A 12,604-nucleotide genomic window follows, 5' to 3' on the forward strand; every position below is an offset into this window, starting at 1 on the left:
GACAACGTCGGAGCCGCCAAGACCGGCAAGGCCGAGAAGCTCGGCGTCACGGTCGTGCAGCAAGACGAACTGTGGCGCTGGCTGACCGAAGCCGGAGTCGTCTGACCCGGTTCACCCGAGCCTCCCGCCGGGCGTCGGACGCCCCTCCCCGTCCCAAGGCGGTTCGAGGTCGAAGTCGGCCGCGCCCTGGAAGATCGGGTCCACCCCGGTCCGGCCGGTGATCACATGATGGCGTCCTCCGGTTGCGGGGCGACCGGTCTTCTGCCGGTCCGTCACGAGGGCTACGAACGGGCCCGGTCCTTCCCGGCACCCCACAGAGGAAAACCCGGAAGACAGCCTGAAACCGGAGGCTCCCGGCGCGCCCGCGACTCGCGAGGGCGCGCCGGGCGGGTGGCCCGGTCATGGAGAGGGCGCGTCCGCCGGTGTTGTCGTATCGGCGTCGGCCTCTTCCGCGGCCTCGTGCAGGCTGATGACCTGGTTGGGGCACATCCGGACAGCCTGGCGGACCGTCTCGTGGAGGTCCCCGGGAGGAGACTCGGTGAGGAGGACGACGGTGCCGTCCTCGTCGGACTGGTCGAAGACCTCCGGCGCGAACAGGGCGCACTGTCCCGCGCCGAGGCAGAGGTCGTGATCGGCGACGATCCGCATGGCGGTCACCGCTCCCAGCTCACCGGCAGCCGGTGGACGCCGTAGATGAACATGTCGTGGCGCATGGGCACCTCGTCGGGCGGCACGGCGAGGCGCAGGCCGGGCAGCCCGTCGAACAGGGCGGTGAGCGCGATGCGCATCTCCACGCGGGCCAGCTGCTGGCCGAGGCACTGGTGGATGCCGTGGCCGAACGCCACGTGCTGGGACGGCGGCCGCGTGACGTCCAGCTCGTCGGGCCTCTCGAAGTGCTCGGGGTCGCGGTTGGCGGCGGGCAGCGACAGGACCACGGTCTGCCCGGCGCGGACCGGATGGCCGTGGATCTCGACGTCCTCCTTGGCCACCCGGACGACGCCGAACTGGATGATGCTGAGGTAGCGCAGCAGCTCCTCGACCGCGGGGCCGGCGGCCTCGGCGCCGCCGCGGAAGGCGTCCAGCTGGTCCGGACGGGTGAGCAGGGTGAGCGTGCCCAGTGCCAGCATGTTGGCGGTCGTCTCGTGTCCGGCGACCAGCAGCAGCCGGCCGATGCCGCCGAGTTCGGCGTCGCTCAGCCCGGACCCTGAGGTGATCAGCGAGCCGAGCAGCGCGTCGTCCGGGCTGCGCCGTTTGGCGGCCACCAGCTCCCGCATGTACCCCATCAGCGCGTCCCTGGCCTCCGCCACCCGGCCCGTGTCCGCGGTGATGCTGAGCAGGTCGGCCGACCATGCGTGGAAGCGGGCGCGGTCGGCGTAGGGCACGCCGAGCAGCTCGCAGATCACCAGGGACGGGATCGGCAGGGTGAACGCCGGAACCAGGTCGGCGGGCGGGCCGGCCGCGCGCAGGGCGTCGAGGTGGTCGGCGACGATCCGCTCGACGCGCGGCGCGAGGGCCTGCATCCGGCGGGTGGTGAAGAACGGCGTGAGCAGCCGCCGGTAGCGGGTGTGCTCCGGCCGGTCCAGGAACAGCAGCGAACCGGTCCGGTCCTCGGGCCGGAAGGCGGGCCGCCTGATCGGCGAGGAGGCCGACGACCGGTCGGCGCTGAACCGCTCGTCGGCCAGGATCTCGCGCACGTCCCGGTGCCGGGTCAGCAGCAGGCCGGTCGCGCCGTCGGGGAACGACAGCGGGGACACCGGCGACTCCCTGCGGAGCAGGCCGAGCGCCGGCGGCGGGTCGAGCGGGTCGTCGCGCCGCGTGGGCAGCGGGGCGGGGGCGGGAACGGAGGCGGGGGGCTGCGGAACGCGCATGGGACGAGATCCCTTCCTCGGAGACTCGCGCTGTGCCGCTCGCGGCGGGACGGCACAGGGCGGGCCCGCCGGGAACGAACGAACGGCATCCGCTCCGAAAATAGAACGGACTCGTTCTATATGCGAGGTTCCGGCTGGTTGGGGACGTCCAGTAGGGGGGACAGGATGCCGTCCACAAAGCGATCGACCAGGTCGTGGCCGGGGGGCTCGTCCTGCATCAGCACATGCCCGAGGATGACCGCGAACGGCAGGTCCGCCAGCAGCCCGGCGTCCACCCGGCCGGGGATCTCGCCGCGTTCGCGCGCCCGGTCGAGCGCCGCCTCGATGGCGCGCCGCACGGGATCGGCGAGCCGCTCGCGGCGCATCCGGGCCAGCTCGGCGTCCCGGCGGCTGCCCTCCAGCAGCGCGATGACCAGCCCGCGGTCCAGGCTCGACCAGCTGGCGACGTAGGCCATCAGCAGCTGGCGGATGTCCTCGGTGAACGACCCGGCGTCGCGCCCCGACACCACGGGCCGGTAGCGCTCCATCGCGGCCATCACCAGGTGCGCCTTGGTGGGCCAGCGCTGGTACAGCGTCGCCTTGCCCACCCGCGCGCGCCGCGCCACCAGGTCCATGGTCAGCCGCTCGTACCCGACCTCCGAGAGCAGGGCGAGGACGGCGTCGAACAGTTCCGCGCGCCGCTCGGGCCTGCTCAGCGGCACCTTCCGCAGCCCGCTCCGCGCCGTCACGTCGTCCCGCATGCCGCCCGCCCTCCGCGCCGGATCAAGGGTGCTCAACACCGTAAGCCAGCAGAAGCGTCACGGCAGTCCCCAGGACGGAAAAGAACGGACGCCGGGCCGCCGGTGAGCACCGCCGAATGGGCGAAGGCGCCGTCCGCGTCACGGCCTGACGAGCCGGGCGGTGACCGTCGTAGGGAGCCGGTCGGCGTCGGAGGGGCGGATGGCGACCTCTACCGCGGGCCGGGCGCCGTGCGCCCTGCACGCCGTCGTCCGTGCCCTGCGCGCCCAGGTGCCGGGTTGCGTTCGTGAGTTCGATCGGGTGATGCTGCTGATCCAGCCACACGGCGGCAGAGCTTTGGTGGGTCATGGACGTGGTCAGCTTCGCCGGTATCCCGGTGAAAGAGCGGTTCGCCTTCTGGCGCGAGATGAGCTCGAAGATGTGGATGCCGCTGGACGCGCGCTGCGAACCGCACCTGGAAGGAGCGTTCCAGGCCCATACCGCTCTCGGCGGGCCCGCCTCCGTCCAGGCGACCCTGCTGACGGCGACGTCGCTGACGATCCAGCGCACGCCCAGGCTGATCCGCCGGTCCGACCCCGAGACCTTCTTCGTGACCTGCGCCGTTCGCGGTCACGCCATGGGGGAGCAGGCTGAGCGGCGGGCGGATCTGCGCACCGGTGATCTGATGCTCCGGGACAGCTCGCGTCCCTACCTGACCAGGTTCGGATCGGGGGACCCCGCGGGCGGGCAACTGCTCTCGCTGCAGTTTCCGCGCTCGATGCTGCCGATGCCCGAGCGGGGTCTGCGGGACCTCAGCGCGGTCCGCATCCAGGGCGACCGAGGCATCGGTGCGCTGGCCTCCCAGTACCTGCTGGAGCTGGCCCGGCGGCTCGAGGAGTTCAGCGCGGCCGAGGCGGTGCGGGTGTCCACCCTGACCCTCGACGTCCTGACCGCGGCGCTGGCCGCCGAACTGGACGCCCGCAGCGCCGTCCCGCCGGACGGGCGGCGGCGCGCGTTGCTCGCGCAGATCCACGCCTTCATCCGAGCGAACCTGGGTGATGCGCATCTGACCCCGGGCGCGATCGCCGCGGCCCACCACATCTCGGTGAGCTACCTGCACCAACTGTTCCGAACTGAAGAAATCACCGTCGCCGGCTGGGTCCGCGAACGCCGTCTGGAACGGTGCCGCCGCGACCTGAGCGATCCGATGCTGGCCGCCACCCCGATCGGAGCCGTCGCGGCCCGCTGGGGCTTCACCAGTCCGGCGCACTTCAGCCAGGCCTTCCGCGCCGCCTACGGGCTCTCCCCTCGCCAGTTCCGCCAGAGTTCCGCAGGGAACGGTCGGGGGCCGTCAGACCCCTCGGTCTGACGGCCCCGCTCGGCCGCACGGTCATGACCCGTAGAGGGTGCTAGCAATACTTGTGAAAGCTCGTATCCAGGGACCAGACGGGGTACCAGTTGGCGGATTTGAAATTCCGCGAGAGGTCGGGCGCGGAGGCGGGGGCGGGATAGCACGCGATAATGCTCCCGATCACACCCCCGTCGAACGTCAGCACGTCCGCGTCGCCCGTCTGGTTGTTGATGATCCACTGGTATTTGCTGTCGTAGTTGAAGTTGTGGACGCGGTAGGACTTCTCGTCGTACAGCCGGAAGACGTACCAGTAGTTCCTCGTGCTCGTCTGGTTCGAGAGCACGTACAGGCAGACGTAGAACTTGGCGCACGAGGGCAGGTAGTCCCGAGACTCCTCGCCGCGCGGCCGGTCCATCCACCTCCAGGGGCCAGAGACGCCGTCGATCGCCGGCTCGCCTCCGGGGCCTATGTAGGGGTCGGCGAACGCGTTCGGCGCGACGGCGACCGTCGACAGCAGCATGGCCGATGCCGCGATGGTGACCGCGGCGAACCTTCTTTTCCGCATTCGCGCCGTTCGCATAATCATATGGCCCTCCTGGTTCGCGGTGAGCGCTCGTGCGCGCCACTCTGGGATCAGCGAGTTCTTCCTCAGAAGTCTGAATGAGACGCCATAAGACATCTATCCGGTGAATGCACACCGCTTTAGGATCCGTGCAGTGTCCGGCGCCGGCCGTCCGTGCGGCGCGTGGCGGCTCGGCGGAGGCCCGGTCACGTCACGTGCGCGGAGGCACAGGAAGGACGAGGGCGCCCGGGACGCGCCTACGAGACCGCGCGCTCGTGACCGGCCCCGGCATCAGCGGTGGTGGGCTCCCGGCCCCCTCCGGTCGGGCGGCTGGTTCACGCTCCTCCAGATCACCATGATCGGTCTCGTCGTGCTCAAGCTGGGCAACGTCGGGTTCGATGTGATCTGGAACGCCGCCAAGGACATGTTCCCGTCCTGAGGGCCTTCTTCACCTTCATCGCGGCGATGGCGGGGCTCTCCGGCTGTCTCTGGAAGCAGGGGTCGACGACCAGGTCGACGCCGTGGATGCCCAGGGACTGAACCGCCCGAGGTGTTCCCCGGCACGCGGCCTGATGGTCGCGTCCGGAGCGCGGCGGTGCGGTCCGCACGGGGGAGGGCCCGAGACGGATTGACGTGGCGGTCACGTCTCGCGAGCGGTTCGTCCAGGAGGCGGACGGTTCCTCGACGATGCGTTCAGGTGCGATTGCGTGAGGCGCGGAACCCGGCACGATGGCACCGTGAACGAAAATGATCTTTTCAACCTGAACGGTCGGCGGTTCGCGATGGTCAGCTCCACCGCGAGCCGTGTGGATCCCGCCGCGCCCACATGGTTCGCCTATGAGGAGGCCGACGGCGTGGTCTGGGGCAGCTACGAGGGCGACACCGTGGTCCAGGGCCGGTTCGTGGGGGCCCGGCGCGGGGGCGAGGTCCGGCTGAACTACGTGCATCTGACGAAGCAGAGCGCGGATCCGGTCGCCGGGTCCAGCACGAACCGGATCGAGCTGCTGCAGGACGGCCGGATCCGGCTGGTGGAGGAGTTCCAGTTCGAGGGGGACGCTACGCCCCAGGTCAGCGTCTGCGAGGAGATCGTCAGGGAAGGTCTTTGAGTTCGGCCCGCCCCGCGTCCGCGCGGATGAAGCGCATCCGTCCCAGGGCGACCGGGCCGGGGCCGGGCTCCGCCTCCGGCTTCGCCGGGGCGTAGTCGGACGGCAGCACGAACGGGCGGCGGATCACCTCGTCGAGGATGAGCACGGTCTCGGTGGCCTTCACGGCCGGGATGCCGGCCAGTCGTTCGGAGACCAGGCGGTGCACGGCGGCGACGTCGGTGGCCCGGATCTGGATCATCGCGTCGTGCTGGCCGGTGGTGATCGCGCAGTACTCGACCTCGGGCATCAGTGACAGCTGGGCGCGGAACTGCGGCCACATCTGCTGCCGGACGGTGACGAAGATCAGCGCGCAGATGCCGAGGCCGGTGCGGACGGGGTCGACCTGCACGGTGAACCGGCCGATGACGCCGCTGGTGCGGAGCGCCTCGAAGCGCATGTAGGCGTTGGCCCGGGAGATCCCGACCCGCTCGGCGAGGGCCGCGATGGAGATCCGGCCGTCCTGGCGCAGGACCTCCAGCATCTTGAGGTTGATCGAGTCCAGCTCGGTGCGGATCTGTCCAGGTTCGGCCCCCCTTTGAGGTGGTCCGTGCGACGGTTTGCCCATGGATCCGTGTCCTTCTCTCGCTTTATCTTGACTTTCGCTGGTTGCGTAGACGTTCAGGCGGAAGTCTCGCACTATCGGACTTCGTCGTCCAGACGCAGAGAACTGACCTGACGGAGCCCCGGAGGCCGCGATGCCGATCACGAGTGGAACCACACGGTGGGCGGCGTTGCCCGTCCTCGTGGCCGCAGCACTCAGCCTGACCGCCTGCTCGGGAGGGGACGAGGCGTCCTCGTCGTCCGGGGGTGGCAAGGCCCTGGTCATCGACACCTCGTTCAACCTCAAGACCGCGGACCCGGGACGGATGTACGAGCAGACCGGCCTGCTCGTCGACCGGGCCCTCTATGACACGCTGCTCAGCTTCAAGGGCTCCGACGTCAGCAATCCGGTGCCGGCGCTGGCGGAGTCGTACGAGCTGTCCAAGGACGGCAAGAGGCTCACCCTCAAGCTGCGCCAGGACGCGGTCTTCTCCGACGGCAGCCCCGTCACCGCCGACGACGTGGTGTTCTCGCTCGACCGGGTCCGCGACCTCAAGGGCAACCCGTCGTTCCTGCTCGAAGGCGTGACGGTCGAGAAGACCGACGACAAGACCATCACCCTGGTGTCGGCCAAGCCCAACCCGTCGCTGCCTTTCATCCTGCCGAACCCGGCGCTCGGCATCCTCAACTCCAAGGTCGTCAAGGCCAACGGCGGTGCCGCGAGCCCCGCCGACAAGGCGGAGAAGTACCTGAACGGCCAGTCGGCCGGATCCGGCCCGTACATGCTGGAGTCCTTCAACGCCGCCACGCAGGTCGTGCTCAAGGCCAACCCCAAGTACTGGGGCGCCACCAAGCCGGTCTACAAGCGGGTCGTGCTGCGCAACGTCCAGTCGCAGACCCAGAAGCTGAACGTGCAGCGCGGGGACAGCCAGATCGCGGTGGACCTGACGGCCGACCAGGCCCAGGGCATCGGCGGCGGCACGCAGACCGTCAAGGGCGCGTCCGCCAACGTGTTCTTCCTGCTGACCAACCGGAACCCGTCCGTCAGCAAGATCACCTCAAATCCCCGGTTCACCGAGGCCGTCAGCAAGGGCGTGGACTACCCGGGGCTGCTGGAACTCGCCGGCGAGGGCTCGGTGCAGGCGGCCGGCATCGTCCCGTCCATGATCAACGGCTCGCTGCCCGCGGCGCAGGCGCCCAAGCGCGACGTCGCCGGCGCCAAGGCCGCGCTCGCCGCCGGTGGGATCACGAACCCCCGGGTCAAGCTGGAGTTCCCCAGCGACTTCACGCTCAACGGCCTGTCCTTCCAGCCGCTGGCCGAGCGCATCCAGGCCAACCTGAAGGAGGTCGGCATCACCGTCGACCTCGCCCCCGCGCCGATCGCGACCGCGCTGGAGAGCTACCGCGACGGCAAGGAGGAGATGGGCCTGTGGTGGTGGAGCCCGGACTACCCGGACGCCAGCAACTACCTCGCCTTCCTGCCCGGCGGCCTGATCGGCGAGCGCGCCGGTTGGAAGAAGGGCTCGGACAAGGCACTGGAGGACGCCGGCGCCAAGGCCGCGAGCACCATCGGCGATGACCGGTTCGCCCAGTACCACCAGATCCAGACCCAGCTGAACGCGCGCGGCCCGATCGTGCCGCTGATGCAGCCGAGCCAGCGCCTGGTCACCGCCGGATCGCTGACCGGCCTGGCGGTCAACCCGGTGTGGACCTTCGAGATCGCGGCGCTCGGCAGCAAATGAAGTCCCCTCACCCGTCGGACGAGCGGACGCCCGAAGGCCGCCGGCCACCCGGCGCCCGGTGGTGGTCGCGGCATCCGCTGATGCGATTCCTGGCCCGGCGGCTGGCGGTCTCCGTCCTGCTCGCCGTCGGCGTCACCCTGGTCACCTTCGTCCTGACCAACATGGTGCCCGGTGACCCGGCCACCGCGAACCTCGGCCAGCAGGCGATCTCCAACCCGGCGATCGTCCAGCAGTTCCGGGAGGAGCACGGCCTCGACAAGCCGCTGCCGGTGCAGTACGCGACCTACATGGGCGGCCTCGTCCGCGGGGACCTCGGCGAGTCGCAGCAGAGCCACCGGCCGGTCGCCGACGACCTGCGGGAGTTCGTCCCCGCGACGTTCGAGCTGGCCGGCACGGCGCTGCTGGTGTCGCTGCTGGTCGGCGTCGCGTTCGGAGTGATCGCGGCTCTGCGCCGGGACCGGTTCGTGGACCAGTTCCTGCGGGTGACCAGCCTGGCCGGCGTCTCGGTGCCGACGTTCTGGCTGGCGCTGCTGGCCTTCTACCTCTTCTTCTACAAGTTCGGGCTGGCGCCGGGCTCCGGCAGGCTCTCCCCGGCGATGTCGCCCCCTCCGCGCACCACCGGCCTGTACACGGTGGACGCGGCGCTCGCCGGCCAGTGGGACGTCTTCGCCAGCGCCGCCGGCCACCTCGTGCTGCCCGCGCTGGTGCTCGCCGCGTACACGATCGGCCTGCTCACCAGGTTCACGCGGTCGGCCGTGCTGGAGGTGCTCGGCCAGGACTACGTGCGGTCCGCGAGAGCCAAGGGGCTGCCCGGCCGTACCGTCCTCTTCCGGTACACGCTGCGCGCCGCGCTGGTTCCGGTCATCACGGTGGCGGGGCTGGCCTTCGGCAGCCTGTTGTCCGGCACCGTGCTCGTCGAGGCCATCTACGCCTGGCCCGGCATCGGCGAGTACGCGTACAAGAGCGCGACCACCCTCGACCTGCCCGCGGTCATGGGCGTCGGTCTCGTGGTGGGCGTGATCTACGTGGTGGTCAACCTGGTGGTGGACATGCTGTACGGCGTCATCGACCCAAGAGTGAGGCACACGTGAGCCGCAGGGTGCCCGAGGCATGGCGCAAGCCGCTCGCCGTCGTCGGCCTCGTCATCGCGGCGGCATGGCTGGTCGTGGTGCTCGCCGCGCCGCTTCTCGCACCGCACGACCCGCTGAGCCAGGCCTTCCCGCGGCTCCAGGCGCCGAGCGGGGCACACTGGTTCGGCACGGACGAACTCGGCCGCGACGTCCTCAGCCGGGTGCTGTACGGCGCACGCCTGTCCATACCCCTCACTCTGCTGCTGGTCGTGCTGTCCGTCGTCGTCGGCGGGCTGCTGGGGGCGTGCGCCGGCTACTTCGGCCGCTGGCTGGACGAGACGATCATGCGGGTGGCGGACCTGGTGTTCGCGTTCCCCACCGTCATCCTCGCGATGGCGGTGGCGGCCTCGCTCGGCGCGAGCCTGCGCAACGCGGTGCTGGCCGTGCTCGTCGTGTCCTGGCCCGCGTACGCCCGGGTCACCCGCGGCCTGGTGCTCGGCGTCCGGTCCCGCGAGTTCGTGATCAGCGGGCGGCTGCTCGGCTTCTCCGCGTGGCGCTCGCTGCGCACCGACGTGCTGCCGAACGTGACCGGCCCGGTCCTGGTGCTGGCCACCCTCGACATCGGCACCCAGCTCCTGCTGCTGTCGGGGCTGTCGTTCCTGGGGCTCGGCGCCAAGCCGCCCACCGCCGAATGGGGCTCCATGGTGGCGTCGGCCACGCACGTGTTCGACAAATGGTGGGTCGGCGTGTTCCCCGGCCTGGCCATCCTGACGGTGGTGCTGGCCTTCAACTTCCTCGGTGACACGATGCGCGACGCGCTCGACCCGCGTACCGCACGGGCGATCAAGGAGCGGGCGCTGTGACCGTGCTGAACATCGAGGGGCTCACCGTCGAGCTGGGCGGACGGGAGATCATCCGGGGGATCGACCTCGTACTGGACCCGGGCCGGATCCACGGGCTGGCGGGTGAGAGCGGCTCCGGGAAGACCATGACCGGGCTGGGCGTCATGGGACTGCTCCCGCACGGCGCGCGCACCGGCGGGCGGATCCTGTTCGGGGGGACCGACCTGCTGTCCCTCTCGCCCAAGAAGATGAACGCGCTGCGCGGCAGCGAGATCGGCATGGTCTTCCAGGACCAGTCGACGAGCCTGCACCCCATGCTCTCGATCGGCCGCCAGCTCACCGACCACATGCGTCACCATCTGGAGCTGGACAAGGCCGAGGCGCGCCGCCGTGCGGTCGAACTGCTGACGAGGGTGCGCATCCCGGACGCCGCCGGCGCGCTGCGGCGCTACCCCCACCAGTTCTCCGGAGGCATGCGCCAGCGCATCGCGATCGCGGCCGCGCTGGCCTGCGAACCCAAGGTCCTGATCGCGGACGAGCCGACCACCGCGCTCGACGTGACCGTCCAGGCCGGTGTGCTGCGCCTCCTGCGCGGCCTGTGCGACGAGCTCGGACTCGCCGTCCTGCTGGTGACCCACGACCTGGGAGTGATGTCCGCGGTGGCCGACACGATCAGCGTGATGCGGGCGGGCCTGCTGGTCGAGACCGGCGCGCGTGCCCAGGTCATGCGCGAGCCCGCCGACCAGTACACCCGAAAGCTGCTGGACGCGCTGCCGGAGCGGAGCACCTCATGAAACTGCCGGACGGTGCCGAGCCGGCGCCCGCCACATCGCTGCTGGCCGTCGAGAACCTGGTGGTCGACCATCGCAGCCCGGACCGGCCCCCGGTACGGGCGGTGGCGGGTGTCGACCTGTCCGTCGCGCCCGGAGAGGTCGTCGGCCTGGTCGGCGAGTCGGGTTGCGGCAAGTCCACGCTGGCCCGCGCCATCTGCGGGATCGTCCGACCGTCCGGCGGCTCCATCGGGTTCGAGGGCCGCCCGGTGACGCCGCTCGGGCTGCGCCGCCGCGATCCCGCGCTGACCCGGATCCAGATGGTGTTCCAGGACCCGTTCGCGTCGCTGAACCCGCGCCGCCGGGTCGGCGGCCAGATCGCCGACGGCCGGCGCGGCGGCCCGACCCCGGGCGAGTTGCTGGAACGGGTCGGGCTGTCGGCCGACATGGCCGCCCGCTACCCGCACGAGTTCTCCGGCGGGCAGCGGCAGCGCATCGCCATCGCCCGCGCTCTGGCCGCCCGCCCCTCCCTGCTGATCGGCGACGAGCCGATCTCCGCGCTGGACGCCTCCGCCCAGGCGCAGGTCGCGGGGCTGATGCGGTCGCTGACCCTCGAGTCGGGGGCGGGCCTGCTGTTCATCAGCCACGATCTGTCGGTCGTCCGGATGATCGCGGACCGGATCGCGGTCATGTACCTGGGCAAGATCGTCGAGATCGGGCGTACCGCCGAGGTCTGGGCGGATCCGAAACACCCCTACACCCGGGCCCTGCTGGCCGCCATTCCGGCGCCGGACGGAGCGGGCACGCTTCCCGCCGAGTTGCCCGGCGACGTGCCGGACCCCGCGGCGCCGCCGTCCGGCTGCCGGTTCCACCCGCGCTGCCCTCACGCCATGGACATCTGCTCCCAGCGTGAACCGGTGCAGGAACGCGGGGTGGCCTGCTGGCTCCATGACTCGGCGCCGCGATGAGCGACGATCGCATGGAGCGGGTGCGGGCCCGCATGGTCGAGCACGGGGTGGACGTCCTCGTCCTGCGGCCCTCCTCGAACCTGCGGTACCTGGCCGACTCGGCACGGCCCGGCTTCCTTGTCATCACGCCGGACGGCCCGCCCGCGCATGTCCCCGATGCCTCGTCCCTCGTCCCGGTGGGTGCGCGGGTCGCCATCGACCCCCAGATGCCCGCGCATGAACTGCTGCTCATCCAGGAGCGGCTCGGCCCGCAGACCCTGTTCGCCTCGGCCGAACCGCTCCTCGCACCGCTCCGGATGCGCAAGTCCGACGCGGAGATCGCGGCCATGGAGCGCGCGGCCCTCGCCGCCGACCGGGCCGTGGCGATGGCCGCTGAGCTGCGCTGGTCCGGCGCCACCGAACGGGAGATGGCGCGGCTGCTGCGCCGGCTCCTGCTGGAGACCGGCCACGACGAGGTCACGCTCGTCACCGTCGCGGCGGGGGAGCACTCCGCCGACCCGTACCACCGGCCCACCGAACGGGTGATCAACCCGGGCGACGCGGTGCTGGTCAACATCGGCGGACGGCACGAGGGCTACTGCTCCGACCTCACCCGGATGTTCGTCGTGGCGGAACCGCCCGAGGACTTCGAGGCCATGTACTCCGTCGTGCTCGCCGTGCACAGCGCCGCCTGCGAGGCGGTGCGCCCCGGTGTCACCGCCGCGGACATCGACGAGGTGTGCCGCGCCGCCATCGCGGCCAGCGGGTACGGGGTGTTCTTCGTCCACCGGACGGGCCACGGGGTCGGCCTCGACCAGTTCGAGCCGCCCTACCTGACATCGGAGGACCAGACCGTCATCGAGCCCGGCATGACCGTGTCCGTCCAACCTGCCATCTACCTTCCGGGACTGTACGGTGCGCGAATCGAGGACGTCGTCGTCTGCACCGACATCGGAGCTCGCCGCCTGAACCAGAGCCCGCGCCTGCTCATCGTCACCGACCGCTGAACGGTGAACCTGGGTAGATCTGTCCGCCGATGACGGGATACTC

General features: G+C 70.9%; 14 protein-coding genes. 9 read left to right on the top strand and 5 right to left on the bottom strand.

Annotated features, from left to right (window positions below; all coding sequences use genetic code 11):
* Positions 1 to 399 precede the first annotated feature (399 nt).
* From AB0C84_RS26540 to AB0C84_RS26550, 3 genes are all read right to left on the bottom strand, one after another.
* Complete coding sequence (locus AB0C84_RS26540; protein ID WP_361071412.1) at positions 400 to 648, bottom strand: ferredoxin; 249 nt, start codon at positions 646 to 648, stop codon at positions 400 to 402.
* 5 nt (positions 649 to 653) lie between these two features.
* Positions 654 to 1,868 (bottom strand): cytochrome P450, encoded by a 1,215-nt coding sequence (locus AB0C84_RS26545; protein ID WP_361071415.1) that lies wholly within the window; start codon positions 1,866 to 1,868, stop codon positions 654 to 656.
* 116 nt (positions 1,869 to 1,984) lie between these two features.
* Positions 1,985 to 2,608 carry a TetR/AcrR family transcriptional regulator gene (locus tag AB0C84_RS26550; RefSeq protein ID WP_179842436.1) on the bottom strand — a complete coding sequence of 208 codons (624 nt, stop codon included), beginning with the start codon at positions 2,606 to 2,608 and terminating at the stop codon, positions 1,985 to 1,987.
* 344 nt (positions 2,609 to 2,952) lie between these two features.
* Between AB0C84_RS26550 and AB0C84_RS26555 the strand changes: the two genes are divergently transcribed.
* On the top strand, positions 2,953 to 3,954 hold the full coding sequence (locus AB0C84_RS26555; RefSeq protein WP_361071418.1) for a helix-turn-helix domain-containing protein: 1,002 nt from the start codon (positions 2,953 to 2,955) through the stop codon (positions 3,952 to 3,954).
* A 40-nt stretch (positions 3,955 to 3,994) separates the two neighbouring features.
* Here AB0C84_RS26555 and AB0C84_RS26560 read toward each other — a convergent pair whose 3' ends face one another.
* Entirely contained in the window at positions 3,995 to 4,522 is a 528-nt protein-coding gene (locus tag AB0C84_RS26560) for a hypothetical protein (RefSeq protein WP_361071421.1), read from the bottom strand.
* 130 nt (positions 4,523 to 4,652) lie between these two features.
* Here AB0C84_RS26560 and AB0C84_RS26565 point away from each other — a divergent pair, with 130 nt between their 5' ends.
* Positions 4,653 to 4,937, top strand: a complete 285-nt coding sequence (locus AB0C84_RS26565) for a hypothetical protein (RefSeq protein ID WP_361071424.1) — start codon at positions 4,653 to 4,655, stop codon at positions 4,935 to 4,937.
* 298 nt (positions 4,938 to 5,235) lie between these two features.
* Positions 5,236 to 5,604, top strand: a complete 369-nt coding sequence (locus tag AB0C84_RS26570; protein ID WP_361071427.1) for a hypothetical protein — start codon at positions 5,236 to 5,238, stop codon at positions 5,602 to 5,604.
* Here the strand turns inward: AB0C84_RS26570 and AB0C84_RS26575 are convergent.
* Entirely contained in the window at positions 5,588 to 6,208 is a 621-nt protein-coding gene (locus tag AB0C84_RS26575; protein ID WP_361071430.1) for an Lrp/AsnC family transcriptional regulator, read from the bottom strand. The two genes, AB0C84_RS26570 and AB0C84_RS26575, sit on opposite strands and share 17 nt — an antisense overlap.
* A gap of 130 nt (positions 6,209 to 6,338) precedes the next feature.
* Here AB0C84_RS26575 and AB0C84_RS26580 point away from each other — a divergent pair, with 130 nt between their 5' ends.
* From AB0C84_RS26580 to AB0C84_RS26605, 6 genes are all read left to right on the top strand, one after another.
* Positions 6,339 to 7,925: an ABC transporter substrate-binding protein gene (locus tag AB0C84_RS26580; RefSeq protein ID WP_361071433.1), complete on the top strand. Its 1,587-nt coding sequence runs from the start codon at positions 6,339 to 6,341 to the stop codon at positions 7,923 to 7,925.
* An 80-nt stretch (positions 7,926 to 8,005) separates the two neighbouring features.
* A complete protein-coding gene (locus tag AB0C84_RS26585; RefSeq protein ID WP_361071436.1) occupies positions 8,006 to 9,016 on the top strand; it encodes an ABC transporter permease in 1,011 nt (336 codons plus the stop codon).
* On the top strand, positions 9,013 to 9,858 hold the full coding sequence (locus AB0C84_RS26590) for an ABC transporter permease (protein ID WP_361071439.1): 846 nt from the start codon (positions 9,013 to 9,015) through the stop codon (positions 9,856 to 9,858). Before AB0C84_RS26585 ends, AB0C84_RS26590 begins: the two co-directional genes overlap by 4 nt.
* A complete protein-coding gene (locus tag AB0C84_RS26595) occupies positions 9,855 to 10,631 on the top strand; it encodes an ABC transporter ATP-binding protein (RefSeq protein ID WP_361071442.1) in 777 nt (258 codons plus the stop codon). Before AB0C84_RS26590 ends, AB0C84_RS26595 begins: the two co-directional genes overlap by 4 nt.
* On the top strand, positions 10,628 to 11,575 hold the full coding sequence (locus AB0C84_RS26600; protein WP_361071445.1) for an ABC transporter ATP-binding protein: 948 nt from the start codon (positions 10,628 to 10,630) through the stop codon (positions 11,573 to 11,575). Before AB0C84_RS26595 ends, AB0C84_RS26600 begins: the two co-directional genes overlap by 4 nt.
* Entirely contained in the window at positions 11,572 to 12,561 is a 990-nt protein-coding gene (locus tag AB0C84_RS26605; RefSeq protein WP_361071448.1) for a M24 family metallopeptidase, read from the top strand. Before AB0C84_RS26600 ends, AB0C84_RS26605 begins: the two co-directional genes overlap by 4 nt.
* The last annotated feature ends 43 nt before the right edge of the window (positions 12,562 to 12,604 follow it).

Origin of the sequence: Actinomadura sp. NPDC048955 (assembly GCF_040649435.1) — a bacterium.
GTDB lineage: Bacteria > Actinomycetota > Actinomycetes > Streptosporangiales > Streptosporangiaceae > Spirillospora > Spirillospora luteofluorescens.